The sequence below is a fragment of the Brevundimonas sp. NPDC058933 genome (assembly GCF_049315965.1).
Lineage (GTDB): Bacteria > Pseudomonadota > Alphaproteobacteria > Caulobacterales > Caulobacteraceae > Brevundimonas.
Genome location: NZ_JBMOSL010000016.1, coordinates 1 through 22,907 on the forward strand (window position 1 = coordinate 1; position 22,907 = coordinate 22,907).

The following is a 22,907-nucleotide window of genomic DNA, read 5'->3' on the forward strand; positions in this document are numbered from 1 at the left end:
GCTTGAGGCCCAGCGCGTGGATATTGTGCTTCTTTCGGCGGCCGATCTCGCCCCCTCCACCATGCTGCGCATGGTCCCCCTCCCCCGCTTCGCAGGGGAGGATCGGTGTGCGACGGTTGCCTCGCGCCGTTCCACGCGGCACACCGGGACCGTGAAACAGTCTCTCATCATTGATTGCGACCCCGGCGTGGACGACGCCACGGGGTTGCTGACCGCCTTCGCCTGTCCCGCGTTCGACCTGCTGGCCGTGACCACGGTCGGGGGCAATGTCAGCGCCGAGAAGACGGCGAGGAACGCGCGCATCCTGCGCCAGATCGCCGGGCGCGATGACGTGCCGGTCCTTGTCGGGGCCGAGCGGCCCTTGAAGCGCGAACCGGCGGGGGCGGGCGAGTTCCACGGGGCCGAGGGGCTGGGGGATCTGGCGCCGTTCGAGCCGGTCTCGCCCGTGGCCGAGGGGACGGCGGCGGAAGCCATCGTGCGGCTGGTGATGGCGCGGCCTGCCGGGTCCGTCGCCCTGGCCGTCATGGGGCCGATGACCAATCTGGCGCTGGCGATGCGGGCCGAACCCGGGCTGGCGGGGCATCTGGGGCCGGTGGTGGTCATGGGCGGGGCGCGCAGCGAAGGCGGCAATATCACCGCCAGCGCCGAGTTCAACATCTGGGCCGACCCGGACGCAGCGGCGGAGGTGTTTGGCTCGGGCTGCCGGATGATCGTCATGGGGCTGGACGTCACGCATCAGGTGCGGGCGACCGAAGACCGCATCAAGGCCATCGAGGCGGTGGACACGGCCTCGGCGCGGGCGGCGGCGGCCATGCTGCGGTTTTCGCAAAGGATCGAGCGGGTGATCGTCGGCTGGGACGCGGGGCCGCTGCATGATCCCTGCACCGTGGCCTGGCTGCTGAAGCCGGAGCTGTTCGAGCTGACGCCGTGCCGGGTCGAGGTGGAGACTGAGAGCGAGCTGACGCGCGGGCATACGGCGGTGGAGTTCCGCGTGGATGCGACGACGGCGAACCATTTCTGGGCGACCAAGGCGGACGCCGAGGGGGTCTTCGCCGTGATTACGGAAAGACTGGGCCATACCAGTGAAGGAATGGGCGCATGAGGATCACGGTCGTCGGGTCGATCAATCTGGACATGGTGGCGTCTGCGCCCAGCCTGCCCGCGCCGGGGGAGACGGTGACGGGGGCGACCCTGGCCCGTCACGCGGGCGGCAAGGGCGCCAATCAGGCCCTGGCGGCGCGGCGTCTGGGGGCTGAGGTCCGTCTGATCGGCCGGGTCGGCGAGGACGAGATGTCGGGGGCGGCGGTGGCCCTGATGCTGGCGCACGGCGTCGACCTGTCAGGCGTCGAGACCGACATCGCGGCGCCGACCGGGGTGGCCCTGATCGCGGTGGATCCGATGGGCGAGAACCAGATCGTGGTCGCCGCCGGGGCCAATCATTTCGTCACGCCCGAACAGCTGCCGTCGCGGATTGAGACGCCGCTGATCGCCCAGCTGGAGCTGCCGATCGAGACGGTCGAGGCGGCGGTGGGGCGGGCGACGGACTTCGTCTGCGTCAACCTGGCGCCGGCGGCCCCGGTGTCGGAGGCCCTGCTGCGGCGGGCCGACCTGATCGTGGTCAACGAGACCGAGGCCGCCTTCTATGGCGAGGCCCTCCACGTCGGCGGCGGGCTGGTGGCGGTGACCAAGGGCGCGCGGGGAGCGGCCATGTACCGGCGCGGGGTGGAGATGGCCTGGGCCGTGCCGCCGCGGGTCGAGGCCGTGGACGCGACCGGGGCGGGCGACGCCTTTGTCGGGGCCATCGTCGTGGCCCTGCTGGACGGAATGACGCCGGATGCGGCCCTGCACTTCGCTTGCGCCGCGGGGGCGCTGGCCGCGACCCGCCCGGGGGCGCAGCCGTCGCTGGGGACGCGCGACGAGGTCGAGGGGTTGCTGGCGGGGTGAGGCGAGGTTTCTCCCTCCCCTTCATGGGGAGGGTGGCTGAGGCCTTCAGGCCGAAGACGGGTGGGGGCGCCTTGCAGGTCAAGCGCCGAGGATCATCAGCCTCGCCCTCCCCACCCGGTCGCTACGCGACCACCCTCCCCATGAAGGGGAGGGAGAAAGCGTGCGCTAGAACTGGATCACCTGCCGCACCGCCTGCCCGTCAGCCAGGGCGTCGAAGGCGGCGTTGATGTCGTCGAGCGCCAGCACGCCGCTGAGCAGGCGGTCGACCGGCAGGCGGCCCTGGCGGAACAGGGCGACGTAGCGGGGGATGTCGCGGGTGGGGACGCAGGTTCCGATGTAGGAGCCTTTGAGCGTGCGCTCTTCACCGACAAGCGACACGACGTTGACGGCCAGCGCGGCCTCGGGCGGCGGCAGGCCGGCGGTGACGGTGGTTCCGCCGCGTCGGGTCATGCGCCAGGCGCTGTCGAGGGCGCGGACCGAGCCGGCCATTTCGAAGACGAAGTCGGCGCCGCCGTTGGTCAGGGCGCGGACCTGATCCACGGCGTCGGCAGCGGCGGCGTTGACGGTCTGGACCACGCCTTCTGAGGCTAGAGAGCGGGCCAGGGCCAGCTTGTCCTCCGACAGATCGACGGCCACGACGGGCGAGGCGCCCGAGGCCAGGGCGCCGAGGACGCTGGCCAGGCCGACGCCGCCCAGGCCGACCACCACGGCCGACTGGCCGGCGCGCAGGCCCGCCGTGTTCACCACGGCTCCGACGCCGGTCAGGACGGCGCAACCGAACAGGGCGGCGTGCTCGAACGACAGGTCGGCGTCGATCCTGACCAGCGAGCGGCGCGAGACGACGGCGTGCTCGGCGAAGGCGGAGCAGCCGAGGTGGTGGTTCAGAATCTCTTCGCCGGCGTGCAGGGCGCGGCGGCCGGTCAGCAGCTCGCCCTTGCCGTTGGCGGCGGCCCCCGGTTCGCACAGGGCGGGGCGGCCCTCGGCGCAGGGGCTGCAATGGCCGCAGGAGGGCATGAAGACCATGACGACATGGTCGCCCACGGCGAGGTCGGCGACGCCGGGGCCGAGGGCCTCGACCACGCCGGCCGCTTCATGCCCCAGGGCCATGGGCAGGGGGCGGGGGCGGTCGCCGTTGATGACGCTGAGGTCCGAGTGGCACAGGCCCGCCGCCTTGATGGCGACCCGGACCTCGCCGGGACCGGGGTCGTCGAGGGTGATCGTCTCGATGCTGAGCGGGCGGCTATCGGCGTAGGGGCGCTTGGCGCCCCTGTGGCGCAGGACGGCGGCGCGGGTGGTGGTCGGCATGGTCAGGGCTCCCATCTGCTGGCAGGCTAGGCGCATGACGTAGCGGAGGCCAAGGGGCGACGATGACGGAGCGGAGCAGGGGAAGGCGCGGCGACTACGCGCGGTTCGTGCGGCTGACGACGCGGTGGGCCGACAACGACGCCTATGGCCACGTCAACAACGTCGCCTATTACGCCTTCATCGACACGGCGGTGAACCAGATGCTGATCGAAGCGGGTCTGCTGGACGTGACCGGGTCCGAGGTCATCGGGGTGGCGGCCGAATCAGGCTGTCGCTTTCACGCCTCGGCGGCCTATCCCGACGTGATCCACGCCGGGGTGCGGGTCGGGCGGCTGGGGGCGTCCAGCATCCGCTACGAGGTCGGCCTGTTCCGCAACGACGAGGAGGAGGCGACGGCCGAGGGCTTCTTCGTCCACGTCATGGTGGCGCGGGCGACGATGCGGCCGGTGGCGGTTCCCGGGCCGCTGCGTCTATTTCTGGAGGGGCTGGGCCGGTCCTAGCGCTCGTCGTACTGGCGCAGCAGGAACAAGGCTCCGACAGCGGTCAGGGCGCCCAGGGCGAAGGCGGCGACGATGGAGCCGGTGGCGGCGACGGTGGACACCGTGACCGGGCGCTTGGCGTACCATTCGACGATTTCGCCGGCGTGGGCGTGGTCGAGGCCTTCATCATAGGCGTCGTCCAGATACGTGTCGTCGGCGGCCATCTGCGTCTCCCGATATTAGGTCTGCGCTAAATCCCCGGCGCAGTCGGGCGGTTCCCTGTCGTGACAGAGGATCGCACATCCAGTAAAGGCCTCGCCTCACGTTTCAGAAATCTGGCAGCGAGATTCATGGCCGGCCACTCGAAATTCAAGAACATCATGCACCGCAAGGGGCGCGCCGACGCGGTGCGCTCCAAGCTGTTCTCCAAGCTGTCGCGCGACATCACGGTGGCGGCCAAGTCGGGGATGCCCGATCCGGCGCTGAACCCGCGCCTGCGTCTGGCGGTCAACAACGCCAAGGCCGAGAGCCTGCCCAAGGACGTCATCCAGCGCGCCATCAACAAGGCCGCCGGCGGCGACGCCGATACGATGGAGGAAATCCGCTATGAGGGCCGCGGCCCCGGCGGCGTGGGCATCATCGTCGAAGCCCTGACCGACAACCGCAACCGTGCGGCCTCGAACATCGGCGCGGCCTTCAAGAAGAACGGCGGCGCGCTGAGCGAGATGAACTCGGTCGCCTTCATGTGGGATAAGGTCGGCAAGATCACCTACAAGGCCGAGGCGGGCAGCGAGGACGCCGTCATGGAGGCCGCCATCGAGGCCGGCGCCCAGGACGTCGAGAGCGATCTGGTCAAGCCCGACATCTACGAGGACGCGCCGGGCCACGTCATCTGGACCGCCTTTGAAGACCTGAACGACGTGGCCGAGGCCATGTCCAAGGTGCTGGGCGACCCGAAATCGACCGCCATCGTGTGGAAGCCGCAGTCGGAAGTGCCGGTGACGGGCGAGGCCGTGGGCACCCTGTTCAAGCTGCTGGACGCCCTGGACGCCGAGGATGACGTGTCGTCGGTCTATTCCAACGAAGACATTTCCGACGAAGACGCGGCCAAGTTCGCGGGCTGATCCCGGCTGCGAGTCGTTAGCGCGGAACCCGGCGAGGCGGGGGCGGATTAGTCCGTCTCAAAATCCTCGCCGGAGCCTGCCTGATGGACATCACCCAGCTGATCCTCGACGACCACGCCGAACAACGGCGGCTGTTCTCGATCATCGAACAGATCGAACCCGAGGAGGTCGAGGCGCTGGAGGCGGTCTGGGGACGGCTGTCGGCCTTTCTGGACGCGCACGCCGAGGCCGAGGAACAGCACTTCTATCCGCAGTTGCTGAAGCTGGGCGAGGGCGCCAACGACGCCGAGGACGGCACGGTCGAGGGCGAGACCGAAGACGCCATCGAGGATCACAACAAGCTGCGCGACGCGGTCAAGGCTGTGGCCCGGCACAAGGTCGGAACCCCGGCCTGGTTCGAGGCCGTGGGCGAGGCCAATGTGGTCAACTCCAAGCACATGGGCGAGGAGGAGCGGCAGGGTCTGACCGATTTCCGACTGAACGCCGACCTGAAGACCCGGCACGAACTGGGGGTTCGCTTCGCCGCCTTCACCGCGCGCCACATCACGGGGGTCAAGCCGGTGAACAAGGACCCCGAAGCCTATATCGAAAAGCACAGCTGAGTTTTCACGTCTTCGCGCGTCTTGCTAGGCTGGCCGGACTTGGGGGCCGGGGGCGCGAATGACTGAAGAGCAAGATCCGCGACTGGAGCTGCCGGGGGCGACCACGCCGCCGGTCGAGGGCCGACGCTGGCTGTGGGTCAAGTCGGCGGTGTGGGGCGCGGCCCTGCTGCTGATGATCGCCGCCGCCTGGGCGGGGGCCTGGGTCCTGACTTCCGTACGAGTGCGGATCGACCTGCCGCCTCCGCGGGAGGCGTCGCGGTCTGAGACCCTGCCGAGCGAGGCCCCTTCGCCTGGGGCGAGCGCCGCGTCTGCACCCGCGATGAGAGAGGGGGGACGGACGGTCGTCAATCCCGTCTGGCTGCAGCCGCCCCGGCCCGAATTCCCAACGGCGGCGCAGCGGGCGGGCGCAGAGAGCGGCATGGCGAGGCTGGAGTGCCAGACGCGCGCAGACGGCCGGGTGCGCGCCTGCCGGATCGTGGAAGAGGCGCCGACGGGCGTCGGCTTCGGCGAGGCGGCGATGAGGGCGACGATGAAGGCGCGGGTGCAGCCGCCGCTGGTGGACGGCGCGCCGACGGAAGGCCAGGTGGTTTTCACCACGCGATATCGTCTGGACTAGGAGGGAACGGGGCGGCCCGGCGGACCGTTGCCGTGGGATGAACCTGTCCGAGATTGAAAGCTTCGCCCTGCCCATCCTGGGCGCCGTCGTCGCCGGGGGGCTGATCGGGTTCGAGCGTGAGTGGCGCGGCCGGGCGGCGGGGTTTCGCACCCATATTCTGGTCAGTCTGGCCTCGGCCCTGCTCATGCTGGCGGCCATGGGGCAGGCGGACTGGGCCTTCCGCGCCCTGCCGGACGAGAACATCGTCACCGACCCGACGCGGATGGCGCACGGGGTGTTGACCGGCATCGGCTTCCTGTGCGCAGGCGTGATTTTCCGCACCGGATTTTCCATCCACGGGCTGACGACGGCGGCCAGTCTGTGGATCACCTCGGCGCTCGGCCTGCTGTTCGGGGCGGGGCTGTTCACGCTGGGCGTCGTGGGCACGGTGACGACAGGGTTGATCCTGGTGGGGCTGAGGCTGGTCAGCGTGCGTCTGCCGACACAGGTGCTGACCGACGTCGAGGTGCGCTGGCGCCGCGAGGGCCCGTCGCCCGAGGCCGAGGTCGAGGCGGCGTTGCAGGCGATTGATCCGGCCCCCCGCCATGACCGGTTCGAACTGATCGAGGGCGGGGCGGTGGTGCGCCGAAGCTGGCGGATCAAGGCGGGCAGCGAAGTCGAGCTGAAGGGGCTGGCGTCGACGCTGTGCGCCCTGCCGGGTGTGACGGACTACGTCCTGGACCCGCGCGACGACTGAGGCTTGCCGCCAGATGCGGCGCGGTCCACGGTGAGCGGTCCAGCGCAGCTTGAGGGGCGGACATGATCATGGGCGTGGCGGCGAACTGGGCATTGAACGGGGCCTTGATCGGGCCGGTCGCGGCGGCGATGACGGCGGGCGGCCTGATCGGGATCGAGCGGACCTATCACGGGCATCCGGCGGGATTCCGCACCCACATCCTGGTCTGCATGACATCCTGCGTCCTGATGCTGGCGGCCATGCATCAGTCGACCTGGGCCTTTGTCGCCCTGCCGGATCAGAGGCTGGTGATCGATCCGACAAGGATGACGCACGGCATTCTGACGGGCATTGGATTCCTGTGTGCGGGCGTGATCTTCCGTGAAGGCTTTTCGGTGCATGGGCTGACAACGGCCGCCTCGTTGTGGACCACCTCGGCGGTCGGGGTGATGTTCGGCATCGGTCTGTGGGATCTGGCCCTGATCGCCGGGGGCGCGACCCTGGTGGTGCTGGCCATCCTGAGATTTCTCGACGCCCGCCTGCCGCATGTGGGCGTGGTGGATGTGACGCTGCGCTGGGCGCGGGACGCGGCGCCGGGCGAGACCACCCTGCGCGGGCTGCTGTCTGACAGCGGGTTGAAGCCGGTGCGCATCGGCCATGTAGTCAGCCATGACGGACTGATCCATGAGCACCACATCAAGGCGCGGGGGCCGATGCCGCTGAGGGTCGACGACCTTTCCCTGCGGCTGGGGCAGCAGGGCGGTCTGGCTGGGTTTTCGGTCATGCCGCGAGACGACTGAAGCGACGGTTCAGCCCCGCGTCAGGGAGCCCGCAACCTGAGGCGTGCGGCGTCCCATACGTTTCAGAACCGCTTCTGGATGTGCGGCATCTGGCCGCCCGCGCAGGACGGAACGCCGGGAAGGCTGACGGCTTTTCGGGACAGGCGGCCTGGCCGCGTCATCCCGAAAAGGTCGCTTCATGATCCGCACAGTCCTGCTTTCCGCCGTCGCCCTGACCGCCCTGGTCGCGACCCCGACCCTGGCCCAATCGGACAGGGAGGCCTGGACCGGTCCCTATGTCGGAATCTTCGGCGGCTATGCCGACGCCAATGACGACGAAGACGAGCGCCTGGGCTTCGATCGCAATCTGGATGGCCGCTATGGCGATACGGTCGTCACGGGAGCGGGGGCGGACGCCTTCAGCCCGGGTTTCTGCGGCGGGGCCGCCAACGGTCCGGCGGCGGCGGGCGGATGCGACAAGGATTCCGGCGGCGCCGAGGCCGGCGTGCGCGTGGGCTACGACTGGCGCTTCGGCAATATCGTCGCCGGGGTGGTGGGCGAATACAGCGTCACCAGCATCGAGGATTCGGTGACCGGCTTCAGCACCACCCCGGCCAACTACACCTTCACCCGCGACCTGGAACAGGTGGCGGCCGCGCGGCTGCGTCTGGGCTACGCCATGGGGCCGACCCTGATCTACGGCACGGGCGGCTACGCCTACGGCAAGTTCGACAACAGGTTCGGCAGCAGCAACGCCGCCAACAGCTTCACCGTTTCATCGGATTCGGACGACGGTAACGGCTGGCAGGCGGGCGGCGGCGTCGAATACGCCCTGGGCGGCGGTCTGACCGTCAACGGGGAGTATATCTACACCTCGCTGGAAGCCGACAGCCCCGTGGTCCGCGTGGGCCAGGGCACGGCCCTGCCGACCAACCCCTTCGTCCTGGCGCCGAACACGACGGGCACGGACATGATCCGCAGCAACGGCCGCTTTGGCGCGCATCAGGTGCGGATCGGCATGAACTACCGCTTCTGACGTCCTCACCAGGGCGGTGGCGCAGGAAGGCCGGTCGCGATGCGGCCGGCCTTTTCCGCGTGGGGGCCGGGCCGGTCATTGTTCGTCAACCCGGTTTGGGGCATGACTGGAACGAATGACGAACGCATCGACTCGAATTCTGGGGCTGGACCCCGGTTTGCGCCGCACCGGCTGGGGCGTGATCGAAAGCGAGGGCAGCCGCCTGCGCTGGATCGCGCACGGGGTGGTGGCGCCGGCCGACAAGGCGCCCTTTCCCGAGCGGCTGCTGCATCTGCTGGAGGAGGTGGGGTCGATCTGCGCCGCCTATGCCTGTGACGAGGCGGCGATCGAGGAGGTCTTCGTCAACATGAACGGCGCCTCGACGCTGAAGCTGGGCCATGCGCGGGCGGCGGTCATGCTGGCCCCGGCAAGAGCGGGCCTGAGCGTGGCGGAATACGCGCCGAGCCTGGTCAAGAAGGCCGTGGTCGGGGCGGGGCAGGCGGACAAGAGCCAGGTGGCCTTCATGATCAAGCGGCTGCTGCCCGCCGCAGGGGACGTGAAGGCGGACGCGGCCGATGCGCTGGCGGTGGCCATCACCCATGCGCACCATCGGCGGAGTTTGAGTTTGACGGCGAGTTTGAGGGGCGCGGCATGATCGGGATGCTTCTTTCCTCCCCATTTCATGGGGAGGTGGCGTGGACGCGCAGCGGCCGTGACGGAGGGGGCGACACGACGTCAGCCCTCTGCGCCGCCCCCTCCACCACTTCGTGGTCCCCCTCCCCACAGGTGGGGAGGAAAGAGCGATGATCGGGCGGTTGCGCGGGGTTCTGGCCGAGGTCGGGGAGGCGGAATGCCTGATCGACTGCGGCGGGGTGGGCTATGTCGCCGCCTGCGGGGCGCGGACCCTGGGGCGTCTGCCGGCGCCGGGAGACGAGACGACGCTGTATATCCATAGCCAGTGGAGCGAGGACGCGGGGCCGCGTCTGTACGGCTTCCTGACCCGCGACGAGCGCCGCGCCTTCACCGTGCTGCTGGCCATTCAGGGCGTGGGGCCGAAGGCGGCGCTGAGCGTGCTGGACGTGCTGCCGCCGGGCGAGCTGGCCAGCGCCGTGGCGCGCGAGGACAAGGCGGCGGTGGGCCGCGCCAATGGCGTGGGGCCCAAGCTGGCCCTGCGCATCGTCACCGAACTGAAGGGCAAGCCGCTGGGCGACGGGCATTTCGCGCCGAACGCGCCGGGCGTCCACGCCGAGGTCGCCGCGGCTCCGCCGCCGCCGAGCGTGACGGGCGAGGCGGTCGCGGCCCTGCTGGGGCTGGGCATAGCCGAGATCAATGCGCGTCGCGCCGTGGATCAGGCACTGATCCGGCTGGGGGATGAGGCGGAGCTGGCGGCGGTGATCCGCGCGGCCCTGCAGGAGCTGGGGCGTTGAGGGGGGATTTCCTCACGCGGGCGGTCTTGAGTCTGGCCGGCGACGCAGCCTATGCCGACGCCCTCTCCCCACATCAGTTCGGATTTGAAAATGAACAAGAAATTGCAGACCGTGATCGTCTTCGTCGTGGGCCTGGTCGTCATGGCGGTCGGCTATGCGGTTCTGAAGATGTAGGCCGAAACGGCGCGGGGGCGATGCGATGACGGATGATCGGCTGGTCGCCCCCGACGCCGCCCGGGGCGAGCAATACGACCGCGCGCTGCGGCCGCAGACCCTGTCCGAGTTCGTCGGGCAGTCGGCGGCCAAGGGCAATCTGAAGGTCTTCATCGACGCGGCGCGCGGCCGGTCCGAGGCGCTGGACCACGTCCTGCTGTTCGGCCCCCCGGGTCTGGGCAAGACGACGCTGGCGCAGATCGTGGCGCGGGAACTGGGCGCGGGCTTTCGGGCGACGTCAGGCCCGATCCTGGCCAAGGCGGGCGATCTGGCGGCGATCCTGACCAATCTGGAGCCTCGCGACGTCCTGTTCATCGACGAGATCCACCGGATGTCGCCGCTGGTCGAGGAGATCCTCTATCCGGCGATGGAGGATCATGTGCTGGACCTGATCATCGGCGAGGGGCCGTCGGCGCGATCGGTGCGCATCGACCTGGCGCCCTTCACCCTGGTCGGGGCGACGACGCGGGCGGGCTTGCTGGCCACGCCGCTGCGGGACCGTTTCGGCATTCCGCTGCGGCTGGAATTCTATACGCCGGAGGAGCTGACGGCGGTGATCCGGGGGGCGGCGCGCAAGATGGGCGCGGCCATCACCGAGGACGGGGCCATGGAGATCGCGCGACGGGCCAGGGGCACGCCGCGCATCGCCGGGCGTCTGCTGCGGCGGGTGCGCGACTTCGCTGACGCGGAGGGCCAGAGCATCGACCGGCTGGCGGCGGCGCGGGCCCTGGCGCGGCTGGAGGTCGACGAGGCCGGGCTGGACAGTCTGGACCGGCGCTTCCTCAAGGCCCTGATCGAGAACTACGGCGGCGGGCCGGTCGGCATGGACACGCTGGCCGCGGCCATCGCCGAGGCGCGCGACGCGGTCGAGGACGTGATCGAACCCTATCTGCTGCAACAGGGCTTCATCATGCGCACGCCGCGCGGGCGGGTGGCCTGTGCGCGGGCCTATGAGCACCTGGGGCTGGAGGCGCCCAAGGTTCAGGCGCCGCCGCCGCCGGATCTGTTCGGGGGGTAGGCGTTCTTCCTTCTCCCTCCCCTTCATGGGGAGGGTGGCTGACGCGAAGCGGGAGACGGGTGGGGGCGCTTGGCAGATCAAGCCTGCGTCCAGTATCGCCTCGCCCTCCCCACCCGGTCGCTGCGCGACCACCCTCCCCATGAAGGGGAGGGAGAAGCGCGCGTCGGTCGCCAGGGGGCTTCACCCGCCCATCAAACCCGGCCATGCTGGCGCTTGAAGGAGACGGGCGATGGCGCGAGGCGGGATCGGGACGGACCAGAAGATCGCCGTGCTGGGCGCGGCTGTGCTGCTGCTCGGGGCGCTGAGCCTGGTGGCGCTGAACCAGGGCGCGCGGTTCGGGCCGAAGCAGGCGACGGCGGCGGAGCGGGCGTTGACGCAGGTGAAGGCCCAGATGGGACCGGACGCCGAGGTGCGCTACCTGGAAGAGGGCAAGCGTCGGGCCGTCTGCGGCTATGCCGGAATCGCAGGCGAGCGCCGCGCGGTGGCCTTTGTCTCGCGGCCCAATCGCATCCTGATGGGCGACGATCCCCTGGGCGCCGAGTTCGCGGATATGAAGGCGGAGTTCTGTCCGGGCTTCAACGCGGCGGCGTCGGCGGCTAAGCCCTCGGCGACGACTTCCGCTCAGGGCTGATCATGACCGACCAACCGACCGCCGGCCGCTTTGACGGGCTGGATCATCTGCTGCCGGTCCGGGTCTACTACGAGGACACCGACTTCACCGGCCTGGTCTATCACGCCAACTATGTCCGCTATTTCGAGCGGGGGCGGTCGGATTTCCTGCGGCTGGCGGGGGTGGGGCACGCCGAACTGCTGGAGCAGCACGAGCCCCTGGCCTTTGTGGTGGCGGACCTGGGGATCAAATACCTCAAGCCGGCGCGGATCGACGACGCCCTGGTGGTGCGCACTCGCTATGAGGCGATCAAGGGGCCGAGGCTGATCATCCGCCAGACGGTGGAGCGCGACGGCGAGGTGTTGTGCCGGGCGGACGTGGTCGCGGTCTGCATCCATCTGGACGGGCGGCCGAGGCGGCCGAGCAGGCGGCTGGTGGAGTTGGTGGGGCCGTGGTTGACGGGGGAATGAAGAGGCGGGGACTTCTCCCTCCCCTTCATGGGGAGGGTGGCTGAGGCGTAGCTGAAGCCGGGTGGGGGCGCTTCGGCAAATCAGGCGCCGCGCGCGTATCGCCGAGCCCTCCCCACCCGGTCGCTTCGCGACCACCCTCCCCATGAAGGGGAGGGAGAGGCGCGGTGCTTTTGGGGCGAAGCCTCGCAATAACGAGGTTGTCAGAGGCGTCCCCCGTGACGCCGGGGCCGACGACCGCTAGACCGCCGCCATGAAACCGCCACGTCCGCCCGCTCGATAAGGGCAGGACGACACCGGACTGACCCAAGGACGCCGCATGACCCCGCCCGCCGACGCTTCGCTGCTGAATCCCATCGAGCTGTTCATGACCGCCGACTGGGTGGTGAAGACGGTCATGATCGGCCTGGCCGCAGCCTCCGTCTGGTCCTGGACCATCATTATCGACAAGGCGGTGCGTTTTTCGCGCATGAACGCCCGCGCCAGCGAATTCGAGAAGCAGGTCGAGAGCGGGCGGTCGCTGGAAGACGTGGCGGCTCAGGCCGGGGCGCAGCCTGCCGATCCCCTGCCGCGCATGCTGGTGCTGACGCTGCAGGACTGGCGCGAGGCGCGGGCGCGCGGGGCCATGACGGACACTCAGGGCAATATGTTGATCGCCCGCATCGATCGCGCGCTGGACTCGGTCATCGCCCGCGAGAGCCAGAAGATCGAGAACGGTCTGGGCGTGCTGTCGGTGGTGGCCACGGCCTCGCCCTTCATCGGCCTGTTCGGCACGGTCTGGGGCATCATGAACGCCTTCGACGCCATCGCGGCGGCGGGCAACACCAATCTGACGACGGTGGCCCCGGCTATCGCCGAGGCCCTTTTCGCCACGGCCATCGGCCTGGCGGCGGCCATCCCGGCCTATATCGCCTTCAACGCCTTCTCGGTGACGGCGGGCAAGTTCACAGGCCGCCTGGAAGCCTTCGCCGACGATCTGCAATCGGCCATCGCCCGCCGTCTGGGGGCACCCTCGGCCCCGCCGCCGCCGCCGGTTCCCTCGGCTGACCTGAACCTGCGCCGGGGCGCCTGATCCATGGCTCTTGGCGGAGGAGGCGGCGGAAGCTCGGGCGGGCGCGGTCGGCGTCGTGCGCGCAAGCGGCCGCTGAGCGAGATCAACGTCACGCCCCTGGTCGACGTCATGCTGGTGCTGCTGATCATCTTCATGATCTCGGCGCCCCTGCTGACCGTCGGCGTGCCGGTGGAACTGCCCAAGACCGAGGCCAGCGCCGTCGAGACGACCGACAAGCCGATCACGGTCTCGATCGACCAGAACGGCGCCATCTTCATCGGCGAGGGCGAGGTCCGCTGGGAGCAGCTGGCGATCCGCGTGGCCGAAGAGGGCGGGGCGGAGGCGCGCGAGAAGCCGGTCTTTATCCGCGCCGACGGCCGCGCGCCCTATCAGGCCGTGGCTCGCGTGATGGCGCGCCTGAGCGCCTCGGGCTTCACCAAGCTGAACCTGATCACCGACACGGCGGCTGACGAGACGGCGGAGGGCTGACGGCTTTGCGTCGACCCAGTCCCGCCATTGTCGGATCGCTCGCGCTGCACGCCGGGGTGGTGGCGCTCGCCCTTGTGTCCTGGTCGTCGAAGGACGAGCCCAAGCCGCTGGTGAACTCGGTGCCGGTGTCGATCGTCTCGGACATCGAGATCGCCGCAGCCCCCCCCGACAATCCGCAGCCCGAGCCCTCGCCCGAGGACGGGGCGACCGCGCCGGTCGAGACGCCGCCCGAGCCGGTTCCGCCGGAGCCGACCCCGCCCGCGCCCGCGCCGCGTCCCACCCCGCCCGCGCCGCGCCCGACGCCCAGGCCGCCGGAGAAGGCGCCTGCGCCGCGGCCGACGCCCACGCCGACGCCCCGCCCGACACCGCCGCGCCCTGCGCCGACGCCGCCTGAAAAGGCGCGCCCGGCCCCGCCGACGCCCGCGCGGCCAACGCCTGCGCCGGCTCGCCCTGCGCCCGCCCGGCCGGCGCCGGGTCTTGATCTGGACGCCCTGGCCGGTCCGCCGCGCGTGACGCCGAACCGGGGTCGCCCGGCCACGGGTCAGCAGGGGTCGGGTCAGGCCAGTCAGGCGACGGGACCGCAGATCACGGCCATCTTCAACCAGGTCTATCCGAACTGGATTCTGCCCTGCGATATTCCTGGTGCGGATGAACTGCGGATCCAGGTCGATCTGACCCTGTCGGCGGACGGGCGCATCACCAAGGGGCCGACCCTGGTTAATCCGCAGTCCAGCGCGGTCTATCGCGCGGCGGCGGACGGGGCCCTGCGGGCGCTTCGCCAGACGGCGCCGTTCGACGTGCCGACGGGCTTCCCCGGAGGCCAGTATCGCCCAACCTTCAACACCGAGCGGGCCTGCGCCAACCGGTAGAGCGCGATGCCTCTCCCGCCCCGTCCCGGGGAGGGCGGTCGCGAAGCGATCGGGTGGGGAGGGCCGGGTGATCCTGGGTGTTGCGCTTGATTTGCCGAAGCGCCCCCACCCGGCTTCGCCTTCGGCTCAGCCACCCTCCCCGGGACGGGCAGGGTGAGGCGTCAACGCGCAGCGTGCCGCTAAAGTCTGAAAGTCGCCCCATTCCGGGGCAAGCTTGTCTTTCACAAGCTGGTTTTTGTCATACGGTCTGGCGATAAGGACCGACGATCCGTCCAACTCCGGGAGCTCTTCTCATGCGTCTGCACCTTCTCCTCGCCTCGGCCGCGGCGGTCGTCATGGCGGCCCCGGCGATGGTCCAGGCCCCTGCCTCGGCCCAGACCCAACCGCCGGCGACAGCGCCGCAGCAGGCGGGTCCGGTCGAGGTCGAGATCGACCAGGGCGTGCTGCGCCCGTTGCAGATCGCCGTGGTGCCCTTCACCGGGCAGAACGGGCCGCAGATCTCCAATGTCATCAGCGGCAACCTGAAACGGTCCGGCTTCTTTGATCCGCTGAACCCGGCCAGCTTCATCGAGACCGGGCTGACGCTCGCCAATGCGCCGAACTTCCCGCAGTGGACCTCGATCGGGGCGCAGGCGGTGCTGTACGGCGGCGTCACGCCGCGCGCCGACGGGCGGGTGGATGTGGGCTTCCGTCTGTATGATCCCTATCGCCAGTGCCAGCTGGTCAGCTATCAGTTCACCGCCACCTCGGAACAGTGGCGCCGGATCGCGCACAAGATTTCCGACGTCATCTATCAGCGCATGACGGGCGAGGCGGGCTTCTTCGATTCGCGCGTCCTGTTCGTGTCGGAGAGCGGCACCCAGCTGAACAAGCTGTCGCGTCTGACCATCGTCGATCAGGACGGCTACAACCCCGTCTTCCTGACCCAGGGCGACGAGATCATCATGTCGCCGCGCTTCTCGGCGTCCAACCCGGACGAGGTCACCTATGTGGCCCTGGGCAAGGATTACAGCCGCATCTATCTCTACAATCTGTCGACCGGGCGCCGGGAAAGCCTGGGCGAGTTCGACGGCCAGGTGCTGGCGCCGCGCTTCTCGAACGACGGGACCAAGATCGCCTTCTCGATCATCCGGGGCGGCAACACCGACGTCTATGTGATGAACCTGCGCACGCGGCAGCTGTCGCGCCTGACCAGCGATCCCGGCATCGACACCTCGCCCTCGTTCAGCCCGGACGGCGGCCAGATCGTCTTCACCTCGGACCGTTCGGGTTCGGCCAGGCTCTACACCATGCGGTCGGACGGGTCTGGCCAGCGGCCGATCAGCCGCGGCGGCGGCAGCTATACGGCCCCGGCCTGGAGCCCGCGCGGCGACATGATCGCCTTCACCAAGCAGTCGGGCGGTCGTTTCCACATCGGCGTGATGAAGGCGGACGGCACGGGCGAGCGTATCCTCTCGTCCAGCTATTTCGAGGAAGGTCCGTCCTGGGCCCCGAACGGTCGCTACATCGCCTTTGCGCGCCAGACGCCGGGCGGCGACACCCGTCTGTGGACCGTCGACCTGTCGGGTCGAGTGGTGGCGCAGGCAGGCTATGACGGGCGAGGGTCGGATCCGGCCTGGTCGGGCCTGCTGGACGCCCCGCCGGCCAGCCTGGGCATCGGCCAGGGCGCGGACTCCTGCCCCGCCTGACCGGGTTACGGCTTCGTGAGATCACGAGCGGAGCCATTCCCATAAACTGTACGTTATCCCGGCTGGCGCGGCGCGACGCCGCAGTCTAGCTGACCCTGATAAAGCCAAGCTTGAGGCCGCCGTCCTCAGACCGAATACAAGGAGACGACCCGATGAATTCTTCGACCCTGATCAAGCTGGCCGCCGTCAGCGCCGCCGTCGCCGCCCTGGCCGCCTGCGCCCCCAAGCCCAAGGTCGAGCCCGCCGTGCCGGTCGAGCCGAGCCAGCCGACCGGTCCGCAATATCCGACCGCCCCGACCGGCCCCGTGACCGGCGGCAATGTCGGCGCCGCCGCGCCGGGGTCGGAGCAGGACTTCGTCGTCAACGTCGGCGACCGCATCTATTTCGACCTCGACTCCTATTCGGTGCGCCCGGAAGCCCAGCCGCGTCTGGACGCCCAGGCCGCCTGGCTGCAACGCTATCCGCAGGTCACGGTGCGCATCGAAGGCAACGCCGACGAACGCGGCACGCGTGAATACAACCTGGCCCTGGGCGCACGCCGCGCCGAAGCCGTGCGCACATATCTGATCCAGCGCGGCGTGCCGGCCGGCCGCATCGACACCATCAGCTTCGGCAAGGAGCGTCCGATCGTCGAGGGTTCGAACGACGCCGCCTGGGCCCAGAACCGCAACGCCCACACCGCCATCGTGTCGGGCGCGCCGCGCTAAGCCGAAACGTAGGGATTGAATGAAGAGAGGCGTCGGCTTTGCAGCCGGCGCCTCTTTTCTTTGCGAGCGAGGGGGATCAAAGTCCGCGCCGAATCCGGGGGGACATTCGAGTGATTGATCTGGAAGCAGCGGGCGGCGCCATGACGGGCGGCGTTATCGCGGGGGCCATCGAGAAACCGACGGGGCAGGCGGGCGAGCATCACACGGTCTGCGCCGACTGCGGGGCCGAGGTCACGGGCAGGTTCTGCTCGAACTGCGGCCAGCCGGCCCATGTCCATCGCACCCTGCTGCATCTGGGCGAAGAACTGCTGCACGGGGTCATGCATTTCGACGGGCGCTTCTGGCGCACCCTGCCGCTGCTGGTCATCAATCCCGGGCGGCTGACGCGAGAGTGGGTGCAGGGCCGGCGGACGCGCTACGTCTCGCCCCTCGCCATGTTCCTGTTCACCCTGTTCGTCATGTTCTTCGCGCTGAGCTTCATGCCTCACCCGGAGGCGGGCAATTCGCCGCTTCAGGCGCAGATCGCCGAACAGCGCGCCGATGTGGTCAAGGCCGAAAGGGCGATGGCCGAGGCTCGCGTCAACGCTGAGAAGGCTGAGGCGGCAGGCAAGGACGCGATCACCAGCGGCGCCGAGCAAGGCATCACCGCGGGCGTTCTGGCGACGGTCGAAGGGGCGGCGATTCAGGAAAAGGCGCGCCTGGCCCGGCTTGAAAAGGAATTGGTCGAGGGGCGCAAGGACGGCCTGACGCCGGGCAGCTGGCAGGCCCAGATGGCCGACATCGCTCAGGACGTGAGCGACGGCGACGAGAGCAACGGGGTCAAGGCCACGGCGGGCTGGTCCAAGGCCAAGGTCAAGAAGCACAGCTTTACCGGGACTGTGGCCAAGAAGCTGAAGAACCCGGATCTGGCGGTCTATAAGTTTCAACAGACGATGTACAAGTTCGCCTTCCTGCTGGTGCCGTTGTCGATCCCGTTTGTGGCCCTGATGTTCCTGTGGAAGCGGGGTTTCACGCTGTACGATCACGGGGTCTTCGTTCTCTATTCCCTGACCTTCATGTCGCTGCTGCTGATGGCGGTGGTGGTCGTGGCGACGACGCTGAAGGGGGCGGGCGGCTACGCCATGGGGGCCGCCAGCCTGATCGCGCCGGCGCATATGTTCGCCCAGTTGAGGGGGGCCTACAGTCTGAGGATATTCTCGGCGCTATGGCGGACCTTCGCCCTGCTGATCTTCTGCAATATCGCCGCGACCCTGTTCATCCTGGCCATCATCTATCTGGGGCTTGGTCATTGACGGGGATGGCGAGCTCGGCCTTGCGGACGCCGCAAATCGGTGGGACGACTTAAGACATGCTGAAGCTGCCTTTCCGACTGACCAAAACCGCCGCGATGACGGCGATCGGCCTGACCCTGATCGGGGGCGCGGTCGTGGCCCAGACCGTGCCGATGGAGGCCGTCCAGTGGGACAAGCGCCGTCTGGACCAGCTGGACCGCAACGTGCGCCGTCTGGAGCGCGCCCTGACCCAGAGGAACGCCGCCGGTCAGCCCGTGCTGGTCGAGCCTGATCCCGAGGTCGTGGCCATGCAGGGCCAGCTGCAGATCATGGAGCGCCGCCTTTCCGATCTGGAGCAGACCTTCCAGCGCGTGAACGCCGACGGCGAGCGTCTGACCTTCCAACTGGACGAGGCGACGCGCGACAACGCCGCCCTCAGCCGTCGCATGCGTGATCTGGAAGGCCGGGTCGAACGCGCCGAGACGGCGGCGCAAGAAGAGGCCGAGCTGAACGGGCCCATCGTGGCCAACTCGCCGACCGGCGACGCGGCCCAGGATCTGACGGCGGCGCTGCGGCTGCTGGGGACCGATGGTCCACGCGGGCAGCGGGCGCTGGAAACCGTCATCGTCACCTGGCCCAATACGCCGCAATCGCGTGAAGCCAACAGCCGTCTGGGCGATCTCTATGTCGCCGCGCGCGACAACGCCGCCGCCGTGCCCGCCTACGCCGCCGCCCTGAACGGCTGGCCGCGCACGCCCTGGGCGCCCGAGACCACGCTGAAGCTGGCCGAGGCCCTGCGCGCCACCGACCGGGCGACCCAGGCCTGCGGCGCCCTGACCGAGTTCACGCGCCGCTACGCCGAGACGGCCACGGCGGCGCAGAAGACCCGCGCCACGCAGCTGCGCACGCGGGCGAACTGCAGCTGACGCCAGAGGGCGCCGAGGGGCTGACCGGCCGGGTCTTCGCCCGGCTGGAGGCGCGGCTGGATGCGAATAGGGCTGAGCCTGTCGCTCTGGCCCTGTCGGGCGGGGGCGATTCCATGGCCCTGCTTCGTCTCGCCGCCGGTTGGGCGAGGGCGAACGGGCGGCGGCTGCTGGCCCTGACCGTCGATCATAATCTCAATCCCATGAGTGCGGACTGGACCCGGTTCGCGGGCGAGGCGGCGCGTGCGGCGGGCGCTGACTGGCGGGGGCTGAGCTGGGACGCGGCTGCGCCCGGCCATGAACGAGAGAGCGGGCTGACCGCGCGGGCGCGGACGGCGCGGCATGGACTGATCGCCCAGGCTGCGCGAGCGGCGGGGGCCCGGGTCGTGCTGCTGGCCCAGACCGCCGATGACGTGGCCGAGGCCGACTGGATGCGGGCGCGGGGCTCGACCCTGGGGCGGGTGCGGGAATGGTCGCCGTCGCCGGTCTGGCCGCAGGGCCGCGACCTGATGCTGTTGCGGCCCCTGCTGGGAGAGCGGCGCGAAGGATTGCGGGACTATCTGCGGGCGCGGGGCGTTGGCTGGGTCGAGGACCCGGCCAATGGGGATGAGCGGTTCGGGAGGAGCCGGGCGCGGGCGGCGTTGGCGGACTATCAAGCCCTCCCCCTCGAGGGGGGAGGGTTGGGTGGGGGTGTGGTCGCCGGGCTTTCCGATCAGGCGGCGGAGACGCGGAGGGCGTCGCCTCCAGCGCCAAACCAGGAGCCGCAGCGCGTACACCCCCATCCCCGACCCTTCCCCCCTCGAGGGGGAAGGGAGCTCAGTCTGGTCTGGGCGGGCATCCTTGAGGTTTCGCGCGACGCATCCGCCTCGGCCCTGGCCGCGGCTCTGGTGTGCGCAGGCGGCGGGGCGACGCCGCCGCGCGGGGAGCGACTGGCGGCGTTGAGGGCGCGGCTGGCGGGGGGCGAGGATTTCGTCGCGGGACTGGCGGGGGCGCGGGTCGAGGCGGCGGGGGCGTCTGTGCTTCTGATGCGCGAACCGGGGGAGATGCGGCGGCGACCGCCGCAGGCGGTGCGGCTGGCGCCGGGCGTGGCGGCGGTCTGGGACGGGCGGTTCGAGATCACGGCGACCGAGCCCGGCTGGCGGGTCGAGGCGGCGGCGGGGCGGCTGGCGCGGCTGTCGGAGGCGGAACGCCGGGTCCTGGCGGGCTTGCCGCCGGCGGCGCGGTCGGGCTTGCCCGTGCTGATGCGGGACGATGGGCGCGGCCCGACTCTGGCATGGCGAGAGGCGAGGGTGCGGTCCCTGGGCGCGCCGCGTCTGGGGCTGGCGCTGGGCGAAACGACGCAGGAGAGCGACCTCTTTCATCCCATGCATGGCGAAACGCCGCCGACTGACCTATTTTCCTAGAAAGACTGCTGATCGACGGAGCCCGAGGGCGTTCGCCGAGAAACCGAGGATCGAATGAATCTGCGTAACTTCGCCATCTGGGGCGTGATCCTGCTGGGTCTGGTCGCGGTCTACGCCGCCATCGGGCCGAATGCAGGCGGGGCCATGCCGGGCGCCAAGGCTGCGGCGGCGGGCCGTCCTGACCCCATCACCTATTCGCAGCTGATCACGGCCATCAACGGTCAGGAGATCAAGACGGCGACGGTGCGCGGCGACACGGTGACGGGCGTCTACAAGAACGACAGCAAGTTCACGACGGTCACGCCCCTGCCCAATATCGACCTGGTCGACAAGATGCAGGCGGCGGGCGCCGCCGTCGACGTCAAGAGCACGCGCCAGCCCTGGTGGTCGGGCCTGCTGGGTCTGCTGCTGCCTGTGGCGCTGATCATCGCCTTCTGGTTCTTCATCATGAACCGGATGCAGGGCGGGGCGAAGGGCGCCATGGGCTTCGGCAAGTCCAAGGCCAAGCTGCTGACCGAGCACAAGGGCCGCAAGACCTTCGAGGACGTCGCCGGCGTGGACGAGGCCAAGGAAGAGCTGCAGGAGGTCGTCGACTTCCTGAAGGACCCGGGCAAGTTCCAGCGTCTGGGCGGCAAGATCCCCAAGGGCGCCCTGCTGGTGGGCCCTCCGGGTACGGGTAAAACCCTGCTGGCGCGGGCAGTCGCGGGCGAGGCGGGCGTGCCCTTCTTCTCGATCTCGGGTTCGGACTTTGTGGAAATGTTCGTCGGCGTCGGCGCCAGCCGCGTGCGCGACATGTTCGAGCAGGCGAAAAAGAATGCACCCTGCATCATCTTCATCGATGAGATCGACGCCGTGGGTCGTCACCGGGGCGCGGGTCTGGGCGGCGGCAACGACGAGCGCGAGCAGACACTGAACCAGCTGCTGGTCGAGATGGACGGGTTCGAGTCCAACGAAGGCATCATCCTGATCGCCGCGACCAACCGTCCCGACGTGCTGGACCCGGCCCTGCTGCGTCCCGGCCGTTTCGACCGTCAGGTCGTGGTGCCGAACCCCGATGTCTCGGGCCGCGAGCGTATCCTGCGCGTGCACATGAAGGACGTGCCCCTGGCCGCCGACGTCAACGTCAAGACGATCGCGCGCGGCACGCCCGGCTTCTCGGGCGCGGACCTGGCCAACCTGGTCAATGAAGCCGCCCTGATGGCCGCCCGCAAGGACCGGCGCATGGTGACGCACCGCGACTTCGAGGACGCCAAGGACAAGGTCATGATGGGCGCCGAGCGCAAGTCCATGGCCATGAACGAGGAAGAGAAGCGCCTGACCGCCTATCACGAGGGCGGCCACGCCATCGTCGCCATCAACGTCAAGATGGCCGATCCCGTCCACAAGGCGACCATCGTCCCGCGCGGACAGGCCCTGGGCATGGTGATGCAGCTGCCGGAAGGCGACCGCTATTCCATGAAGTATCAGCAGATGGTCGACCGCATCGCCATCATGGCTGGGGGCCGCGTGGCCGAGGAGATCATCTTCGGCAAGGAGAACATCACCTCGGGCGCCAGCTCCGACATCCAGCAGGCGACCAAGCTGGCGCGGCGCATGGTGACGCAGTGGGGCTTCTCGGACGTGCTGGGCACGGTGGCTTACGGCGAGAACGAGCAGGAGGTCTTCCTGGGCCACTCGGTCGCGCGCAGCCAGAACATCTCTGAGGAAACCGCGCGTCTGATCGACAGCGAGGTCAAGAAGCTGGTCACGTCTGGATGGGACGAGGCGCGTCAGATCCTGACCGACAAGGCGGAGGATCTGGAGAAGCTGGCCCAGGCCCTGCTGGAATACGAGACCCTGTCGGGCCACGAGATCAACGACCTGCTGGAGCGCGGCATCCTGCCGAACCGGGACGAGAGCAACTCGCCGACCGTCGGCCCGTCGGTCTCGGTGCCGGTGACGCCGGTGTCGGACGGCACGGACATCGAGACGCCGAAGGCCGAGCCGGTCGCCGCGCCGACGACCAGCGTGCCGACCGCCTGATCCTTCCGGGATCGGCTGAAAATGAAGGAGGGGCGGGCCGCAGGGCTCGCCCCTTTTTCGTGCGCGCTCCGCCGAGGGGCTGCGGCGCTCGCTCGGCTATTGAGCGCGCTTGAGGCCAAAGCCCTGGGTCCCGCCTCCGCGGGGATGAGCGGAGAAATAGTTTGATAGAC

Annotated in this window: 26 protein-coding genes; 24 read left to right on the top strand and 2 right to left on the bottom strand. The window is 69.5% G+C overall.

All coding sequences use genetic code 11. The annotated features are described in order from the left end of the window. Positions 1-70 precede the first annotated feature (70 nt). Both ACOZBP_RS16420 and ACOZBP_RS16425 read left to right on the top strand, forming a co-directional pair. Positions 71-1,102 (top strand): nucleoside hydrolase, encoded by a 1,032-nt coding sequence (locus ACOZBP_RS16420; RefSeq protein WP_422677446.1) that lies wholly within the window; start codon positions 71-73, stop codon positions 1,100-1,102. Continuing rightward, positions 1,099-1,944, top strand: coding sequence for a ribokinase (locus tag ACOZBP_RS16425; RefSeq protein WP_422677400.1), 846 nt, complete (start codon positions 1,099-1,101; stop codon positions 1,942-1,944). The genes ACOZBP_RS16420 and ACOZBP_RS16425 overlap by 4 nt, the downstream gene beginning before the upstream one ends. 165 nt (positions 1,945-2,109) lie before the next feature. Here ACOZBP_RS16425 and ACOZBP_RS16430 read toward each other — a convergent pair whose 3' ends face one another. Beyond that, positions 2,110-3,249, bottom strand: a complete 1,140-nt coding sequence (locus ACOZBP_RS16430; protein WP_422677401.1) for a zinc-dependent alcohol dehydrogenase family protein — start codon at positions 3,247-3,249, stop codon at positions 2,110-2,112. Between the two features lie 62 nt (positions 3,250-3,311). Between ACOZBP_RS16430 and ACOZBP_RS16435 the strand changes: the two genes are divergently transcribed. Continuing rightward, on the top strand, positions 3,312-3,749 hold the full coding sequence (locus ACOZBP_RS16435) for an acyl-CoA thioesterase (RefSeq protein ID WP_422677402.1): 438 nt from the start codon (positions 3,312-3,314) through the stop codon (positions 3,747-3,749). On the opposite strand, the gene ACOZBP_RS16440 is transcribed toward ACOZBP_RS16435, so the two are convergent. After that, positions 3,746-3,952: a hypothetical protein gene (locus ACOZBP_RS16440; protein WP_422677403.1), complete on the bottom strand. Its 207-nt coding sequence runs from the start codon at positions 3,950-3,952 to the stop codon at positions 3,746-3,748. The two genes, ACOZBP_RS16435 and ACOZBP_RS16440, sit on opposite strands and share 4 nt — an antisense overlap. Positions 3,953-4,078: 126 nt before the next feature. Between ACOZBP_RS16440 and ACOZBP_RS16445 the strand changes: the two genes are divergently transcribed. The 21 genes from ACOZBP_RS16445 (at position 4,079) to ftsH (ending at position 22,737) form a co-directional block, all read left to right on the top strand. After that, positions 4,079-4,852 (top strand): YebC/PmpR family DNA-binding transcriptional regulator, encoded by a 774-nt coding sequence (locus ACOZBP_RS16445; RefSeq protein WP_422677404.1) that lies wholly within the window; start codon positions 4,079-4,081, stop codon positions 4,850-4,852. 83 nt (positions 4,853-4,935) lie between these two features. Continuing rightward, positions 4,936-5,454: a hemerythrin domain-containing protein gene (locus ACOZBP_RS16450; RefSeq protein ID WP_422677405.1), complete on the top strand. Its 519-nt coding sequence runs from the start codon at positions 4,936-4,938 to the stop codon at positions 5,452-5,454. Positions 5,455-5,512: 58 nt separating this feature from the next. Next, positions 5,513-6,070 carry an energy transducer TonB gene (locus ACOZBP_RS16455; RefSeq protein ID WP_422677406.1) on the top strand — a complete coding sequence of 186 codons (558 nt, stop codon included), beginning with the start codon at positions 5,513-5,515 and terminating at the stop codon, positions 6,068-6,070. A 37-nt stretch (positions 6,071-6,107) separates the two neighbouring features. Beyond that, positions 6,108-6,806 carry an MgtC/SapB family protein gene (locus ACOZBP_RS16460; RefSeq protein ID WP_422677407.1) on the top strand — a complete coding sequence of 233 codons (699 nt, stop codon included), beginning with the start codon at positions 6,108-6,110 and terminating at the stop codon, positions 6,804-6,806. A gap of 62 nt (positions 6,807-6,868) precedes the next feature. Next, entirely contained in the window at positions 6,869-7,585 is a 717-nt protein-coding gene (locus tag ACOZBP_RS16465) for an MgtC/SapB family protein (RefSeq protein WP_422677408.1), read from the top strand. Between the two features lie 178 nt (positions 7,586-7,763). Further along, positions 7,764-8,600, top strand: coding sequence for an outer membrane protein (locus ACOZBP_RS16470; RefSeq protein ID WP_422677409.1), 837 nt, complete (start codon positions 7,764-7,766; stop codon positions 8,598-8,600). Positions 8,601-8,715: 115 nt separating this feature from the next. Continuing rightward, positions 8,716-9,234, top strand: a complete 519-nt coding sequence (gene ruvC, locus ACOZBP_RS16475) for a crossover junction endodeoxyribonuclease RuvC (RefSeq protein WP_422677410.1) — start codon at positions 8,716-8,718, stop codon at positions 9,232-9,234. Positions 9,235-9,382: 148 nt separating this feature from the next. Beyond that, on the top strand, positions 9,383-10,006 hold the full coding sequence (ruvA, locus tag ACOZBP_RS16480; RefSeq protein WP_422677411.1) for a Holliday junction branch migration protein RuvA: 624 nt from the start codon (positions 9,383-9,385) through the stop codon (positions 10,004-10,006). Between the two features lie 51 nt (positions 10,007-10,057). Further along, a complete protein-coding gene (locus ACOZBP_RS16485; RefSeq protein WP_422677412.1) occupies positions 10,058-10,180 on the top strand; it encodes a hypothetical protein in 123 nt (40 codons plus the stop codon). A gap of 25 nt (positions 10,181-10,205) precedes the next feature. Then, positions 10,206-11,237 (top strand): Holliday junction branch migration DNA helicase RuvB, encoded by a 1,032-nt coding sequence (gene ruvB / locus ACOZBP_RS16490; RefSeq protein ID WP_422677413.1) that lies wholly within the window; start codon positions 10,206-10,208, stop codon positions 11,235-11,237. Positions 11,238-11,466: 229 nt separating this feature from the next. Next, positions 11,467-11,868 carry a hypothetical protein gene (locus ACOZBP_RS16495; protein ID WP_422677414.1) on the top strand — a complete coding sequence of 134 codons (402 nt, stop codon included), beginning with the start codon at positions 11,467-11,469 and terminating at the stop codon, positions 11,866-11,868. A gap of 2 nt (positions 11,869-11,870) precedes the next feature. After that, a complete protein-coding gene (gene ybgC, locus ACOZBP_RS16500; protein WP_422677415.1) occupies positions 11,871-12,317 on the top strand; it encodes a tol-pal system-associated acyl-CoA thioesterase in 447 nt (148 codons plus the stop codon). A 316-nt stretch (positions 12,318-12,633) separates the two neighbouring features. Then, a complete protein-coding gene (tolQ, locus tag ACOZBP_RS16505; protein ID WP_422677416.1) occupies positions 12,634-13,386 on the top strand; it encodes a protein TolQ in 753 nt (250 codons plus the stop codon). A gap of 3 nt (positions 13,387-13,389) precedes the next feature. Beyond that, positions 13,390-13,854: an ExbD/TolR family protein gene (locus tag ACOZBP_RS16510; protein WP_422677417.1), complete on the top strand. Its 465-nt coding sequence runs from the start codon at positions 13,390-13,392 to the stop codon at positions 13,852-13,854. A gap of 5 nt (positions 13,855-13,859) precedes the next feature. Further along, positions 13,860-14,723, top strand: a complete 864-nt coding sequence (locus tag ACOZBP_RS16515; RefSeq protein WP_422677418.1) for a hypothetical protein — start codon at positions 13,860-13,862, stop codon at positions 14,721-14,723. 293 nt (positions 14,724-15,016) lie between these two features. Next, on the top strand, positions 15,017-16,411 hold the full coding sequence (tolB, locus tag ACOZBP_RS16520; protein WP_422677419.1) for a Tol-Pal system beta propeller repeat protein TolB: 1,395 nt from the start codon (positions 15,017-15,019) through the stop codon (positions 16,409-16,411). Positions 16,412-16,563: 152 nt separating this feature from the next. Beyond that, on the top strand, positions 16,564-17,118 hold the full coding sequence (gene pal / locus ACOZBP_RS16525) for a peptidoglycan-associated lipoprotein Pal (RefSeq protein WP_422677420.1): 555 nt from the start codon (positions 16,564-16,566) through the stop codon (positions 17,116-17,118). A 110-nt stretch (positions 17,119-17,228) separates the two neighbouring features. Then, entirely contained in the window at positions 17,229-18,410 is a 1,182-nt protein-coding gene (locus ACOZBP_RS16530; protein WP_422677421.1) for a DUF3667 domain-containing protein, read from the top strand. A 56-nt stretch (positions 18,411-18,466) separates the two neighbouring features. Next, on the top strand, positions 18,467-19,315 hold the full coding sequence (locus tag ACOZBP_RS16535; RefSeq protein WP_422677422.1) for a tol-pal system protein: 849 nt from the start codon (positions 18,467-18,469) through the stop codon (positions 19,313-19,315). Positions 19,316-19,428: 113 nt separating this feature from the next. Continuing rightward, complete coding sequence (locus ACOZBP_RS16540; RefSeq protein WP_422677423.1) at positions 19,429-20,715, top strand: ATP-binding protein; 1,287 nt, start codon at positions 19,429-19,431, stop codon at positions 20,713-20,715. Between the two features lie 54 nt (positions 20,716-20,769). Then, positions 20,770-22,737: an ATP-dependent zinc metalloprotease FtsH gene (ftsH, locus tag ACOZBP_RS16545; RefSeq protein ID WP_422677424.1), complete on the top strand. Its 1,968-nt coding sequence runs from the start codon at positions 20,770-20,772 to the stop codon at positions 22,735-22,737. Positions 22,738-22,907 lie beyond the last annotated feature (170 nt).